9 protein-coding genes are annotated in these 15,777 nt (G+C 42.2%); all 9 read left to right on the top strand.

Annotated elements, in window-relative coordinates; genetic code table 11:
* Window positions 1-157: 157 nt before the first annotated feature.
* The 9 genes from ppk2 to BMY50_RS13190 all read left to right on the top strand — a co-directional run bounded on the left by ppk2 (window position 158) and on the right by BMY50_RS13190 (window position 15,773).
* Window positions 158-976, top strand: a complete 819-nt coding sequence (gene ppk2 / locus BMY50_RS13230; RefSeq protein WP_093325085.1) for a polyphosphate kinase 2 — start codon at window positions 158-160, stop codon at window positions 974-976.
* A gap of 838 nt (window positions 977-1,814) precedes the next feature.
* Entirely contained in the window at window positions 1,815-4,832 is a 3,018-nt protein-coding gene (locus BMY50_RS13225) for a SusC/RagA family TonB-linked outer membrane protein (RefSeq protein WP_093325082.1), read from the top strand.
* A gap of 36 nt (window positions 4,833-4,868) precedes the next feature.
* A complete protein-coding gene (locus BMY50_RS13220) occupies window positions 4,869-6,377 on the top strand; it encodes a RagB/SusD family nutrient uptake outer membrane protein (protein ID WP_093325079.1) in 1,509 nt (502 codons plus the stop codon).
* Window positions 6,378-6,390: 13 nt separating this feature from the next.
* Window positions 6,391-7,497, top strand: coding sequence for a discoidin domain-containing protein (locus BMY50_RS13215; RefSeq protein ID WP_093325077.1), 1,107 nt, complete (start codon window positions 6,391-6,393; stop codon window positions 7,495-7,497).
* 39 nt (window positions 7,498-7,536) lie between these two features.
* Entirely contained in the window at window positions 7,537-8,637 is a 1,101-nt protein-coding gene (locus BMY50_RS13210; RefSeq protein ID WP_093325075.1) for a DUF5007 domain-containing protein, read from the top strand.
* Window positions 8,638-8,659: 22 nt separating this feature from the next.
* Window positions 8,660-11,827, top strand: coding sequence for a SusC/RagA family TonB-linked outer membrane protein (locus tag BMY50_RS13205; protein ID WP_093325836.1), 3,168 nt, complete (start codon window positions 8,660-8,662; stop codon window positions 11,825-11,827).
* Window positions 11,828-11,896: 69 nt separating this feature from the next.
* Window positions 11,897-13,426 carry a RagB/SusD family nutrient uptake outer membrane protein gene (locus BMY50_RS13200; RefSeq protein WP_238383758.1) on the top strand — a complete coding sequence of 510 codons (1,530 nt, stop codon included), beginning with the start codon at window positions 11,897-11,899 and terminating at the stop codon, window positions 13,424-13,426.
* 23 nt (window positions 13,427-13,449) lie between these two features.
* A complete protein-coding gene (locus BMY50_RS13195) occupies window positions 13,450-14,160 on the top strand; it encodes a hypothetical protein (RefSeq protein WP_139202256.1) in 711 nt (236 codons plus the stop codon).
* Window positions 14,161-14,171: 11 nt separating this feature from the next.
* Window positions 14,172-15,773, top strand: coding sequence for a DUF5008 domain-containing protein (locus BMY50_RS13190; RefSeq protein WP_093325067.1), 1,602 nt, complete (start codon window positions 14,172-14,174; stop codon window positions 15,771-15,773).
* Window positions 15,774-15,777 lie beyond the last annotated feature (4 nt).

The raw sequence follows: 15,777 nt of genomic DNA, 5'->3' as shown, positions 1-15,777 counted from the left end.
TTAAGAAAATAATGGAACTAATTATACAGATGTCATATGTATTGTAAGGATTTGTATAAAACAAAAAATAGATTTCAATTTTTTCAGTTCTGATACAAAAGCTTTTTTTAAAACATTGTCTTCAACCACTTGTTAGTAATGTTAAATTAAAAGATTTATGGCGGAATTCGACCTTAATGATTTAGAAAAAATAAATAAAAGCGAAGAAATAATAGATTTCTTAGTTGCAAAGGAGGTGATCAAAGAAAAGAAATTTAAGAAGCAACTAGCTTATGAAAGGGAACTCAATAAATTGCAGTTCGAGTTACTTAAACTACAACAATATCTCTATTTAAACAATAAACGTTTGCTAGTCATTTTTGAAGGAAGAGATGCTGCCGGAAAAGGAGGGACGATTAGCAGAATGATAGCAAAACTCAATCCTAAAAAATGTAGAATAGTTGCACTGCCGAAACCTACTGAAGAAGAACAAGGTCAATGGTATTTTCAGCGATATATTAAACAATTGCCAAATAAAGGTGAATTTGTCTTTTTTGATCGCAGCTGGTACAACCGTGCTACTGTAGAGCCCGTTTTTGGATTTTGTACCGAAACGCAATACGAATTATTTTTGCAACAGGTCACAAAGCTCGAACAATTGTTAATTGATGATGGTGTAATTTTAATTAAGTTTTTTCTTAGTATTTCAAAAGACGAGCAACAAAAACGTCTGGAAGAACGAAAAGACGACCCGATGAAACAGTGGAAAGTTGGTGATTTGGATGAAAAAGCACAAGAGAAATGGGACGATTATACTCGATATATTGAAAAAATGCTAAAAAAGACAGCTACTAAAACAAGCCCATGGGTTGAAATTGCAACCGATGATAAAAAAATAGCCAGACTAGAAACCATTAAATATCTGTTGACCCACGTTGGGGGTTATGTCCCTTCCCATGCTGTTGAAAATGACGAGAAAATCCTAAAAATACATTAGCACATTTTGCGATTACTCCTGCTTGAACCGACAGTCTCTTCCAATAAGAAAAAAGCTAAAGTATATTTTTGCACCAGCTTCGATAATAAATAATCAAGGAATTTGTTGCTATGGCGCAAGGCTATAATTATACCTACCCCGACTAATCAGAAACAATTATTATCCCTAAAAAGCAAATATTAAATTTTCGAGTGTTTATTTAACCAGTCCTTAAGAGTTTATAGATGCCAGTTTGCTATTAAGTGAATGTAAAATTTTCTTGTAGCGTCTGAGATACTTTTGCTAAAAAATTAAAAATTAAAGAAAGTTAAATGTTTTTTTATAATATCTTTTGCGTTGAAATTGTTACAAAATACGTTTAAAATACTCAACTAAAACGTATTAACAATCTATTAACAGTTCATAATCAATTGATTATCAGTTGTTGTTTATTTATTTTTAGATATTAAGCGGATATGTGATATGAAGTTATGTGCTAAGTGTTGCAAATAAAAAAAATATTACTGTTGTTTGTGGTGTATGTAGTACTTTAAGAAACAAGTACTAGATAAACCTAAAAATTTATACATGTTATGTTAAAATAATTATATATGGATTGAACTTTACCAATGCAAGGCTAAACCGTTTTATTTTGTCAAGAACGATCAAAACCTAATTATGATAATCTCTTTGATCAATTGCTGGAAATAGATACAAGCTGCTTTGGACGATAGCTATATGACTGTATATTATAGGACTTGACCCCTATGTATATGCGAATTCATGCCAATACCGCCGTATTAATACGGCTAAAGGAATTACTATGTCCGAAATTTAAGAATAACCTAAATAAATAATTATGCCAAAAAAATTACATGTAGGATGGCTCTATCAAATGCTGGCCATTTTTTCTTGTAGCTTAGCGATGATCTTCGATAAGGCTTACGGCGAGCCCTTATATGCAGGTCCTCCAGATCTTGCAATACTTATGCAAGATTCGATTGTGCAGGATTCTACTGCCTTGGATAGTGCAAAAATAGATACTGTTTATGAAGTGAAGTTACCCCTTCCATTAAAGAAGGTTGGGCGGCCAGCTCAAAATTTGGATGCAACGGTCGACGATTTGGCACGCTTTCCTGCAGTATCTCTCCAACAGTACTTAAAGGGGCAGGCTGCAGGTTTGTATGTGCAGGAACCGAATGGCGAACCGGGCTCAGTGCAATCCATGCTCATCCGAGGTGCTTCTATGCCGCTTTTATCAGCCCGTGAGTTGTACCAAAATCAGCCGCTCATCGTATTGGATGGGGTGCAACTTATCGGAGAACATCCTTTTGCCTACGATATCCAGCAATATGATTTTAATAGGATAGGAACTGCTACGAACTTATTGACCAATATCGATATGGCAAATATCGCTTCCGTTGAGGTGTTAAAAGACCTACCGGCCGTGGCTATTTACGGTCCCAGGGGAGCAAACGGTGTTATTTTACTCAAAACCAAGCAGGCAGGAAACCGAAGAGCTATAAGTTTCAATGCCTATACCGGCTTGGTACAGCGACCTACAGTGGCAACAATGAATGGTGACTATGAAAACAGTTTCCGGCAACAATTTTACGATCGCTACACACCTGCAGGCAGGTATACTGAAGACGACGTCTATCCGCTTTATCTGAGCGACTCCTTGAATGCAGACTATTACGGTCCTTCTAATTGGACAGATAGCTATTATCGAAACGCGCTGATTTACGCGGTCAATGCCAGTATTGCAGGCGGAACCGATCGCGCAAACTTCCGCTTCGCTTTGGGAAATCTCAAGAATAAAGGGGTGGCCGACAATACGGGCTTAGATCGTTACAGCGCTTCTTTTACCTTAAATATGAAGCCTATTAAATGGATGACTTTTTCGGCCATGTTTAATGGTAACCGAATAGAACGGCAACGTAATCGAAACCTCCGCGATCGTTTTGCACTGATGAATTATATCCCGGATCTATCGGCACCGCTGGCTCCGAATAAGGAATCTTATGATCGTTATCTGAAGAATTTTGAAAACAGTTTCGATGACAATAACTCCAATATCGTGGAAGGCTTTGCCGGTCTGTTATTTGATTTTGGTCCGCTTACTTTCTCTACCAAATTCTCGGTAGATTATAATGAGGGTTATCGTGACCTTTTCTACCCGCGCACCTTGTTAGAGAATAACTCGTTCGCTTCTAACTACTACGGATACAGCCAACGTATACAGTTTGACAACTTACTTACCTACAAAGTTCCTTTAAATGGGTTACACGATTTATCCTTGGAAGCTGGACAGTTTGTGCAGTGGGATACTTACAAATATAATTATGCCTATGCTTACAGAGGGGTCAATGACTTTATCAAACTGAATTTATTGGAGTCGGATCCAGGTAAAGACGAATATCTCACGCCACTTGCCTTTCCAAGAGAATTGGTTTACAAATTTTTAGATCGGACTAAGCACAATTTATTGGCCTTTTATGGCAGAGCTAATTACAGCTTCGATGAGAAGTATAAAGTTTCGCTTTTACTCCGTGGCGATGCATCCTCTAATGCGCAACCCACTAATAGATGGTTATTTACCCCCGTGCTGGCGGCCGAGTGGAATATCAAAGAAGACTTGATGACACAGCAAGATTTCTTTGATGTTTTTAATCTGCGTGCAGGGGCTGGTAGAACGGGACGTATCAATGCTTTTGACAATTTCGCCCAAGGACCACAATATACAGCGGAAGTAGGGTTTACCGGAAATGTAACAACTCCAGGTTATAATGGGTTTGCGGTGCTCACCAGGCCCTATAGTTCAGGTTGGATTGGTTATGATTTGCCATGGGCCTATTCGGATCAGTTGAATCTGGGTTTGGATCTTGGCTTCCTGCAAAACAGGATAAAACTGCAATTGGATGGCTATATACGGCAGGATAAAAATATGATGCTGGCGATACCGGCTTACGCGGAATATGGCTATAACTATGCACAGCAAAGTGGAATGGAAGTGCACAATAGTGGACTGGATATTGGCATACAGGCGACTATTATTCCGACCGACCGGCCTTTTTCCTGGACAACGCGCTTGAATGTTAACCTGAACAAGAATAAGCTAAATGCTTTGCCTGGCGGACTGGATGAAATTGTGCTTGGAAATCGAAAGTTGGAAGTTGGAAAGCCGATCGACCAATATTGGCTGTTCCAAAATGAGGGCATTTACCTGGCGGATGATGAAGTACCGCTCGTGAACGGACAGCCTATGAAGTTCAATGGTACTGCCTTAAAAGCGGGTGATCCTAAATGGGTAGATACGAACAATGATCAAGTAATCAGTAGTGAAGATAAAACCTTAGTGGGTAACATGCTTCCAAAAGTAGCAGGTGGATTTACCAATCAATTCTTTTATCAGAAATGGAGCTTAACGGCTGATCTGTACTTTAATCTTGGCCGGAAGATCCTGAATCAGGAAATGGCTAACCGCTTTGATTTCATTAACCGGGAGGGCACGAATACCATGGACGCGGTGAAGGAGATCACTTTTTGGGAGAAGCGTGGAGACTATAGCAAATATCCTTTGTACAACCCTTGGAGTACCGTGATCCCTTACCGCGCAGAACAAGATCTTTTTTTAGAAAATGGTGCCTTTTTGAAAATGCGTACTCTTTCGCTCAGCTATGATATGAGCGAATGGCTCAACAAAAGAACAGCAGTCGTCAAGAAACTACGTGTCTATGTTTCTGGTCATAACCTGTTCACCCTTACACCCTATACAGGTCAGGATCCGGAGTTGGTCAATTACACAGGTTATGATACGGGATATGGTTTACCCATCCCACGCACCTATACATTGGGGGTACAAGTAGATTTATAAAGATTAACAGCAGATAATGTTTAAAACAGATAAACCATGAAAGTTTATTTTACAATACTGGTACTTGCAGTTACCATCACGCTGGGAGGCTGTAAAAAGGTTTTAGATGTCGATTCAACGCGGGCAGTGGGAGAGCAGAATATGTGGAACGTATTAGAGGATACCCGGGCGGCCTTGATGGGTACATACGGCTTAGTAAGGTCGGCCATGGCGGACCATAATGCGCATTGGTTATATGGAGAGGTGCGTTCGGCTGATTTTATCAGTCCGGTTCGCCAGGACTTAAAAGCCATCGGAAATAATGATTTGAATGCTTCCTACCCATCGCTAGACGCCTTATCAAATTGGCGACGCTGGTATGCGGTGATTAACTCAGCGAACCTATTCCTTGAGCGAGTAGGTGAGGTGAAGGCAAAAGATCCACGCTATACCGATAATAATATGCGGGTTGATATTGCCCAAATACGATTTCTAAGGGCCTATGCCTATTTCTATATGGTACGTATCTGGGGTGATGTGCCATTCATCATCAGCTCGCATGAAGATGATTTTGAAAACAAAGCCAGGGAAGATCAGGGACTGATCATGGCTTGGGTAGAACAGGAAATGCTGGCTGCAGCGCAGGATCTGCCTTATAAATATAGTGATAATGATGAGCAACAACCGGGTAATTACTATAATGAGTCGAAAAGCAGATGGGCTGGTGCGCTGGCTAGAAAGCTAACAGCCTATGCGGTTCTGGCACATGTGGCTGCTTGGCAGGGAGAGTATCCCAACGTGGCTACTTATACCAAATTTGTCATTGATAATTATACAAAAGGGGAGAATGGATATGTGACAACCGATAATTTAACCAATTCAAATGGACTTTTTTTTAATAAAAATTTCAATCAATTATTTGGTTTTAATTTTGATTGGGGACATATTGATGCTTCTTTTACCGGGCATATTGAAGAGCTCACCCTAGCTCAACCGGTAGTAAATAAAAGTATTCCGGATATTTTCATGCCAAAAGACTCCATTCTGTCCATTTTTGATGAGTACGGGGATGAGCGCTTTAGTCTGGATACATTGGGTAATCCTAAGTCTGAACGGTACTTCACCAATTATAATGGAAAGTATCCCATTTTTAGCAAGATCAAATGTATTATGGGCGGTGTTAGTAACCCTGAATTCCGCATTTTTTCAAGCGCTATGATTTTTACCCGATTGGAGGATGTGACTTTGCTTAGAGCGGAGGCTTTTGCGGTATTGGGTGAGCGTGGGCAGGCCATTGAAAACCTAAATGTGATCCGGGAATTACGAAAACTTCAACCTTATGATGAAGTCAGGAACGGTGATTTACTCGAGGCCATCTTTAAAGAGCGAAGGCGCGAACTCATGGGTGAGGGGCATCGTTGGTATGATCTCGTGCGTTATAACCGAATCAGGCAAAATAATCCGGCCTTCAATGAGCTATTGAGCCAGGGTGGTATCTATTGGCCCATTTCCCGAGCACTCATTAGTCAGAATAAATTGTTGAAACAGAACTCCTATTGGAACTAAGCGCTCTAAGATTATGAAGAAGATAAATTACAGTTATTTTTTTGTCTCCCTATTACTCCTAGCGGGGGTGTGGACGGCCTGTGAAAAAGATAAGGGCTTTTATAATCCGGCTGCGATTGATAAAGAATTTAAGGGGAATACTTATGAATACCTCAAAAGTAAGGCGGGTATCTACGATTCGCTGGTGCAGGTGGTAGACCGCCTAGGGCTGCAACCGCTTTTGCAGGATAGTGCAATTACGCTGTTTGCGGTATCGAATGCCGGTTTTAACCTAGCTATTACGAACCTGAACAATGTACGCAAATTGACGGATAAGGACCCGGAATACCTAGCAACGGTGGATGGTGCTCAATTGGATACGATGCTAAGTCAATATATTATGCGGGGCGTTTACCCTTCCGACAGCTTGCGCGGTCAGGATGGTTTATTAATGCATGCTATTTCAACGGCCTATCCCATGCATGCCCGCGTACAGAAAGCAACTTCTTCTGGTTATATCGGAGGAGGACCGGAGATGATTCTATATAGTAATACCAAGCGCTCCCAATTTGAACGGGATTGGGTGGGTACTACCACGGGATCTATCAATATCCGAACCAGCAATGGCGTTGTGCACGTGCTCAATCCAGACCATATTTTCGGTTTTGACGAGTTTAATACACGCCTTCTCTATATCCCGCCACCACCAAACTTGTTTGCGACGATTGGCGGAGTACAAACGGTATCACGTGAAAATGGCGGTGGCGCTGGTGGCGTGGAAGGTTCAAATAATATTGTCGATCAAAATGCAGAAACGAAGTGGTTTTTGGGCGACTTCAGCAATGCATGGGCGCAATTTGAACTAAATGAGGCGGCGGTTGCAGGAGCTTATACGATCACTTCGGCTAATGATAATGTAGACCGCGATCCGAAGGACTGGAACCTGCAAGGATCCATGGATGGCGAAAATTGGACAACGTTAGATTCCAGAAGCAACGAAGTGTTTGAACAGCGCTTCTTGACAAGGGTGTTTTACTTTAACAATACCAATACCTATAAATTTTTTAGGTTGAACATTGTTCGAACCAGCACCAATGCGATGCAGTTTGCCGATTGGACCGTTAACGAACCAAAACAGTAAGATCCCTAGGTTTTAGATAATCATATAGATAGGAAATCAATGAGACATAGCAAAACATATCACCAGATCAAGGCATACTTCTACTTGAGCACTCTTGCACTGCTAAGTTTAAACGCATGTAAGAAAATGTATAACCTACCGGATGAAAAGGAATACCTAAACCCCAATATGAGTTATTCAAGCCAGAACTTGGAACCAATACTGGGAAGAACCAGTTTGATGGGGAGTTTTAATTCAGCCAACTCCAGTTTGCCGCTCACTTTTGAAATTGTGAATGCGCGTTATGGTGATGGACGACCTGTAACGGATCTCTTTCAGACAAAGCCAACTTATGTTTGGGTGGATGCATACGATGGTACGGAAACCAGTTTGGAGGCTATCGAGGCCAAGCGTAAATTGGAAGAACACCCATTATTTGAGGTGCGGCCTTCTGGTCAGTTTATTATGTGGGCTGCAGCAACCGAGGATCTAGTTGCACCCCGTCCCAAAGATAGCAGCGACCTGGTACAGAATGTCCGCTTCTTTGACTTGAAGATATCCAATTCAGGTGGCGAAACGCTCATACGAGATTTTCAGGTGCGCCCTTGGTTAGAACGTGCTTATGAGCCTTCTACGGATATTAATCCCTACACGGGTGGCCCAGCACCAGATCCTAGGGATCCTTTAAATCCTGATAAGCAAAATTATATTCGTCCGGCGCTCAGTAACGTGATTGGTGTGCAAAGTAAAAGGGCATTGGTGAGCAATGATCAACAGAAGGACGTCATCGCCTTTATTCGAGAGGTACCGGGCGGTACGGGCAATACCATCCGCGTGAAGGTGCTTGACAAAGACACGATTCCTATTGCCCCTGCTTTATTTAATGAAACCAATTGGGATTTACAGGTGCATGGTTTTAATAAGACAATCACCACGGAATATGTGCAGTATGATGTGGCTTATCCGATTCCTTTGGTAGATATCCCGACGAAATATACCGTGAATGGAAATGCCCGTTTTAATCTACGCTATTCGCGGAGAGATTTAGGCGGTTCACGCACGATCGCTTCGATTGCTTTGGAGTTCAAGATATTCAGGAAAGGCGATTGGGAGGTGGTTTTCCAATTCATAAACGACAATCCAAAATTTGAAGATGAGTAGTAACCTAACCAAGCTTGATATTATGAGAAGATTTTTATGGATACTTTGCCTATGGTACTGTTCCGCTTGTCTGTCCATTGCCTACGCGCAGACAGAGAAAGTAACGGTAAGTGGGATTGTTACAGATGAACAAAATCAAAGTCTGCCAGGGGTAACCGTCTTTAGTGGCAGTCCACTTCGGGCAATCGGTTCTACCACCGCAAAAGGAAGTTATAGTGTAACGATAGATCGGGGCGCCGTTATTGTATTCCGCTATCTGGGTTACCTCGAAAGGCGGATCACTCATAATGGTCGGCAACGAACCATTGATATCAAAATGCAGGTGGATAATAACCAGTTGCAGGAGGTACAGGTGGTGGTGCGTGGTTATGTGCAACGTTCTAAAGAATTGAGTACGGGTTCTTCCTTTACCATCAGTGGTAAGGAAATACAGGAAGTACCGGTTGCCAACGTAGAGCAGCTCTTGCAAGGTAGGGTACCCGGACTGAATATTCAAAACAATACGGGTGCACCTGGTTTTCGGGGTTCTACACAGGTGCGTGGACTTTCAACGATGACGGTAACCGGTTCTGGAAGTGAGTCTTTTCTACAACCCACATCGCCTTTATATGTAATTGATGGGGTGCCACTTGATGCAGACAAGGCCTCGGAATTTGGTTTTCAACAACAAGGACCCGGTATGAGTCCACTTTCACTCATCCCGCAGGAAGATATTGAAAGTATCGAGATTTTAAAAGATGCACAGGCTACCTCTATGTATGGTTCGCGTGCAGCTTATGGAGTGATTATCATTACCACTAAGAGAGGAAATTCGCCGGTACCCAGGGTTCGCTACATTGGCAATGCCTTTATGAAAACACCTCCCATGTTACGTGAAACACTTGGTGGTAATTTAGAACGACAATTTAAGATCCAGCAGATTTTGGGTAATGCCATCGGTATGAAGGATATATACGCTATTTCGCAAACCCCTTTTCTTTCTGATAGTTTAAATGCTTATTATAATAATTCTACCAACTGGCAAGATATCTTCTATCGTACTACCTATAATCAAACGCATAATGTGGCTATTGATGGGGGTAATCAAAAGTTGAATTACAAAGCCAATATTGGTTATTTTGGTGAGAAAGGTGTGATACAAAATACCGGTTTTCAGCGTTTCAACTTAAATACACGCATGGAGTTTCGGCCCAGTGAGCGTTTTGCTTTTTCGGGTACGGTGTATGGACAGATCGGAAAGCAGAATAAAGGTAATGGGGTAGGCCTATTGCAACAGGGAGTTGCCAATAACGGACAAGCTTCAACCTTATTGCCTGGCCCTTCTTTCTTCCAATCGTCTTCTGGAGTGGCTTCCTCGTTGCGCACCAACAATGATAACAGCACCCGTAATCTCCGAACCAATATCGATGCAAACTTTATGGTGATCGAAGGTTTGCGCTTAACCACTAATTTGAGTTATGATTTTTCTTCCAATCTCGAAGATACCTTCACCCCAGCCGCAGCTAATAACCAGTTTGCCAGGGTTTATGCCTTCAACGGTCGAGATTATCAATTATACAACAGAAATAGTATCAATTATTCCAAAACATTTAATGAGAAGCATAATTTCTTTATTAATGCTTTTAGTGAAATTTATAAGAAGGGTACACAAAACAGCATTACCCGGCAAGATAAATCACCCAACGATCAATTCCAAGGACCCTGGGGCTTTGATGCCTGGGCGTCGAGGGGCGGTGGTGTCTTAACCAATTTTAAGGATGCGAGGCAGGCCTCTTTCGCCGGTTCCTTGTCGTATGACTTTATGCGAAAATATATCATCGACCTTTCCTATCGTTTGGATGGAGACTCCGGTAGTGGTATTGACAATCCTTATTCTAAAAATCCCGCGATTGGACTCCGTTGGAACTTCAACAAGGAAAAATGGTTTGAAAATTCTGAATGGCTGAATTTAGGTGCTTTGCGCCTTAGTTGGGGTAAGAACATTGTGCCTTCGACTAATTTGGAAGTGATTTATGGTAAATATAATATTGGTGGCATGTACAATAATGTACAGGGCATAGGTATCGACTACCGGATCATTCCCAATCCTACTTTGAAGCCAGTTACGACAGAACAATTTAATCTGGGCGTGGATTTGAGTTTATTTGGTAATAAAATAGATCTGATCTATGATACCTATTATAAAGATGTAAGTAATCTTCTGTTTGAACGTTACCTGCCCAATACCTCTGCTTTTGACATCTTGTTGAGCAATGATGCCAGTATTGTAAATTATGGACATGAAGTCTCCCTCACTATCCGTCCTTTACCGGCCAGTAGCAAGTTTAACTGGTCTTTCACCATCAATGGAGCCTACAATAGGGATGTATTAACAGGTTTGCCTGCGGAATATAATGGACAATTTATTCAATGGGCAGATCCAAACGATGCTTATAGACAGCATATTGCGAAACGTATAGGTCGGAATGCTTTGTCAAATTATTTGCGGATCAATGATGGTGTGTATTCTCATCATGGCGATGTACCGGTAGATCCGGTTACGGGCAAACGTTATCAAACCAATGGCCGTTATTTTGAGGCTGGTGATCCCATTTTACGCGATCTAAACGGCGATTTTATTTTGGATGATTTCGATTATGCGCTAACGGGCAATTCGCAGCCACTATTTACCGGAGGTATTTACAGTACGTTATCTTATGGGCAGTGGAGCGTAGCCATTTATACTTCCTTTACTGCCAAACGTACGGTACTGAATAATGCGCTGTCCGACCGACTTTCACTGATGCGGGATCCTTTTGCGCTCGACGCAAATGCGGGTCCCCGTGCTGTGGTTCCATTGAATAGTATCGATATGTGGATGCAACCTGGGGATATATCCAAATATCCCTACGCCTATGATTATACGCGCTACAATTCGATATTACCGTTCCGACCTGATCAAACTCTCTGGGAAGAAGATGGTACCTATTTGAAAATCAATAGCGTCATCTTATCCTATATGTTTACGAAGCGTTTTGCCCAGAATTTGGGGCTGAATAATATCAAGATATACTTGTCCACTGAAAACCTGCATACCTTCTCCCGTTATTCCGGTCCAAATCCGGAGAATGTAACCAATATGGGTAGGGATGTTTCGGGTGGATATCCGGTGCCACGTACATACAATATAGGTGTTAACGTGGATTTTTAAAGGAGATGTGATGATGGATAAAACAGCTAGTCAGGCAATAACATTAAAGCGTACAAAATGAATAAATACATGAAAAGAATAAGTGCTCTGGTGTGTATCACCCTTATTTCCTTGGGGTTCCATGCCTGTAAAGATTTTCTGAATGTGGTGCCCAAAGATAAATTAACCGGAAATAATTTTTTCCAATCCAAGGACGATGTGGAAGCCAATATCACCAAGATGTATAGCGACTTCTTCGAGAAGATCAATGAGAGCCATGTAATTGGGGCTATTGGTGAGTATCGCTCGGGCGAAGTATTCCGGAGTCCGGAGAAAGAGGGCGACAATGCCCGTTTGATTGTGGAAGTGTTGGGCCAGAATAATTTGCTATACGCGATTGACGGCGGTGCCCCTTGGGGTTGGTATAATTTAGTGAAAATTACCAATTGGACACAATACTACCGTGTTATCCAAGCAGCAAATATCTTGATTGATAAATTGGAGGAGGGAATTCCTACCTTGGAGGAGAGCGATACCAGACGTTACCTGGGAGAGGCAACTTTTATCCGTTGTTTTACCTATTTCTGGATGGTGCGGCTGTACGGTGATGTCGTCTACTATACCACAGCTTATCAGGCAGATCCACTACCCCGGATGCCGATGGTGGAAGTTTTGAACAATTGCATTGCTGATATGAAAAGTAAGATGGAGGGTATGCCTTGGACCAATAGCGATCCAGCACAGCGAGGCGCCCGGGCAAGCAGGGGCAGTGCCGCAGCTTTAGTAATGCATATGAATATGTGGAATGCTGGATTTGATAAGAATAACCGGAATAAATATTATGAGGAAACGGCAGCCTTTGGTGATCAGTTGATTAAAAGTGGCGCTTATCAATTGTTGCCCATGACCGTAGAGGGCTGGTCGCAAGTGGTGAAAGGTCGTTCCCCAGAGAGTTTATTTGAATTTTTCAGAAGCATCAATTATGATGATAACAATGAGGCGCTCGCCCCTTTTGGCGATCACTTTTTGCGCTGGCCATATAAATTCCCGCGGTATAATAATAACAACAGCATGGCCTATTTCAATTCGTTTTATATGAACACCCTTTACCCTGCTGATGTGGCCGATTTGCGAAAGACGATCTGGTACGAAGACATGCTCAGTAATTCCGGAAGGTTCCTGATTCTGAAATATGCCTATAATACTTATGCGTCCGGTAATGAAGACCGTAACCCGGATAATACCTTTTTGATATTCCGTTATGCAGATGCCATTCTGCTGCGTGCCGAAGCACTGGCAGAGCTCGATCAGGATGCAGCGGCTATTGAAGCCTTGAACATGATCCGGGACCGTGCTGAAGCACCCGTATATGATGGCGGTGGTGGTGCCCCCTTGAAAACCTTTATTTTTTTGGAAAGAGCGCGCGAATTACTCGGTGAGGGACATCGTTATTTTGATCTGGTGAGAACAGGCCGTATTATGAATGCACAATTCACTAGGCGACCGATGACACTGGATCAATATACTAGAAGGGCCTGGACCTGGCCGATTGACCAGAGTGCGCGGAATAATAATCCCTTGATGTCGCTAAATGAATTCTGGACAAATGGGGGGATATAAAAATGAACATTAAAATGAAAGGTATGATACGTTTGATCTATAGCTTGTTACTGGGAGTACTCTTGCTGGGTGCTTGTCAAAAGGATGATTATTATATCGATGGCGGAAAAGCGAACCCTTATTACGATGGAGATATTTTGCAGTACATTGAATCCAAACCGATTGACTTTGATACGGTGGCCCAGGTAATTAAGCTTGCCGGTATGGAAGATTTTTTTCGAAACGAGGAGTTTACTTTTTTTGCCCCCAGAGACCTGGATATCAAAAATATGATTGGTGACATGAACACCATCGGAACTGCAAATTATTTGCTCTTCGTAGGGGGGAAAGATACCATCCAGACACTTGCCGATGTCGATTCCATGATCTGGCGTAGGTATTTGATGCGTCATATCTTTAAAGGTAAAAATTTATTGGCCGATTATCCCCAGGTGGATTTTGATGTACGGTCTATCTTTCCGGGGCAGAATTTCTATAATTATGATGAGACAGCGGTCTTAAATATTGGGGTAGTCTATTTTGACGCCGGAGGAATTAAATACAATGGATACAGGCAACTGGCAATTTCCTATATACCAGATGTTTCCCGGCCCAATGATGACTGGTTAACGCGTTCGGTAGCTTCCTCTGATATTCAACCTAAAAATGGCGTCATACATGCTCTTGTGGCCCAAGGAGATTTTGGATTTTCCCGAGGAGACATCACGCTGGAAATTTTTCTGAGTAAACCTTAAATTATTTGTGTATGAAGAATATCTATAAAATATTGGCGGCTATTTTGGTGCTATCAGCCTGTCAGAAGGAGCAGGAGAAATTTGAGGAACCCTATCCCTCTGGGAAAAATCCATTGGGTATTGTCATGGATAATTCACAAGAGCCGAATCCGGCCAGTGGTTTGCCAGGTACAGAGGTAAAGGTCAATGCAACCGGACTTACGCTTTATGCCGATCAGTTGGTTGTCAGGTTTAATGGGGAACAGGCAGAGATTAATGAAATAACAGCCGAGGGGTTTACGGTGAAGGTGCCAGATTATGCCAGCACCGGGGTGATTTCGGTTTCGGTGGGTGATGCAGTGGTTTTTGGACCCAATTTTTCGGTAACAGGAAGATTAAATCCGGATCCGACCTTTCGCGCCGTAAACGGAGCAAATAGAGATGTGTCTAGGGCTCTTCAGCTCAGCGATGGTAAATACATTTTTGTGGGCGATTTCACCAATTATGATAACAAAGGTATTGTGAAACCCATTAATAGAATTGTCCGAACATTTTCTGATGGTAGCTACGATGCCAGTCTCCGTTCGGGCAGGGGAGCTAACGGTTATTTGATGGATATCAATATGGTGAATGATAAACTTTTTATTTCTGGTGTTTTCAACGGTTATGATCAGCGGACAGAAAATATCAGCAATCTGGCTATGCTCCACACCAATGGAAGTATAGATACGATCGGTATCAAAACCTTCAGAAGACCTGATCAAACGGATACGACTAAATATTTTCCGCGATTCAATGGCGGCACGGATGGGTCTATTTCAAGGATTTATCCCCATCAGGGCAAATTGTTGATCACAGGTAATTTTAGATACTACTTGAGCCGGCAATACGATAAGCCGAATCGCTATGAAACCCGAGATACGGTAATTGTAGATAGCACGGAATTTCGGCACGTGGCACGACTGAATCTGGATGGTACCTTGGATAAAACTTTCCGTTTCAACGAGGCAACGAATCAAGGCTTCTCGGGTGGGAATGGCAATGTGTCTACTTATATGCATAATGAAGGACCGAATAAAGATAAACTGGTTGTTTTCGGTTCTTTCACGCGCTTTGATGATCAGGCCGCGGGTTATATTGTGCGCTTGAAGGAGAATGGAACCATTGATGAAAGCTTCAAATCAGGAACGGGTGCGAATAAACAAATTTTCTCGCTTACGTTTAATCCTGTTACCCGGAAATATTTGATTACGGGTATATTCACCAGTTATGATGGTCAACCTGCAGTAGGAATGGCCCTGCTGAATGAAGACGGTTCTTTGGATCCCTCTTTTACAGCACGTCCGTTGGATGTAGGTACATTTGGTTTGGCGCAGCAGCTGAGCGACGGACTTATTGTGGTGGATGGTAGCTTCCAAAAGTATGATAATATTACCCGGAATGGCTTTATGGTCCTCAATCCCGATGGTTCGTTGGCGGTGGGATATAACGCTACCGGTGTATTTACGGGCGGCCTATCTAATATTATTGAAACCAAAAGCGAAGATAATAAACGGGCATTATTGTTAATAGGGTCTTTTTATCGATTTAATAATCAGCCAGTTAATAGTATTACTCGCCTTGTAATTAACTAAATAA

Origin of the sequence: Olivibacter domesticus (assembly GCF_900109575.1) — a bacterium.
Lineage (GTDB): Bacteria > Bacteroidota > Bacteroidia > Sphingobacteriales > Sphingobacteriaceae > Olivibacter > Olivibacter domesticus.
This window is presented reverse-complemented; position numbering and strand designations above follow the sequence as displayed.

Coding starts and splice junctions, on each gene's coding strand:
- BMY50_RS13190 (WP_093325067.1), top strand. CDS start 14,172: ATGAAGAATATCTATAAAATATTGGCGGCTATTTTGGTGCTATCAGCC.
- BMY50_RS13205 (WP_093325836.1), top strand. CDS start 8,660: ATGAGAAGATTTTTATGGATACTTTGCCTATGGTACTGTTCCGCTTGT.
- ppk2 (WP_093325085.1), top strand. CDS start 158: ATGGCGGAATTCGACCTTAATGATTTAGAAAAAATAAATAAAAGCGAA.
- BMY50_RS13215 (WP_093325077.1), top strand. CDS start 6,391: ATGAAGAAGATAAATTACAGTTATTTTTTTGTCTCCCTATTACTCCTA.
- BMY50_RS13220 (WP_093325079.1), top strand. CDS start 4,869: ATGAAAGTTTATTTTACAATACTGGTACTTGCAGTTACCATCACGCTG.
- BMY50_RS13200 (WP_238383758.1), top strand. CDS start 11,897: ATGAAAAGAATAAGTGCTCTGGTGTGTATCACCCTTATTTCCTTGGGG.
- BMY50_RS13210 (WP_093325075.1), top strand. CDS start 7,537: ATGAGACATAGCAAAACATATCACCAGATCAAGGCATACTTCTACTTG.
- BMY50_RS13225 (WP_093325082.1), top strand. CDS start 1,815: ATGCCAAAAAAATTACATGTAGGATGGCTCTATCAAATGCTGGCCATT.
- BMY50_RS13195 (WP_139202256.1), top strand. CDS start 13,450: ATGATACGTTTGATCTATAGCTTGTTACTGGGAGTACTCTTGCTGGGT.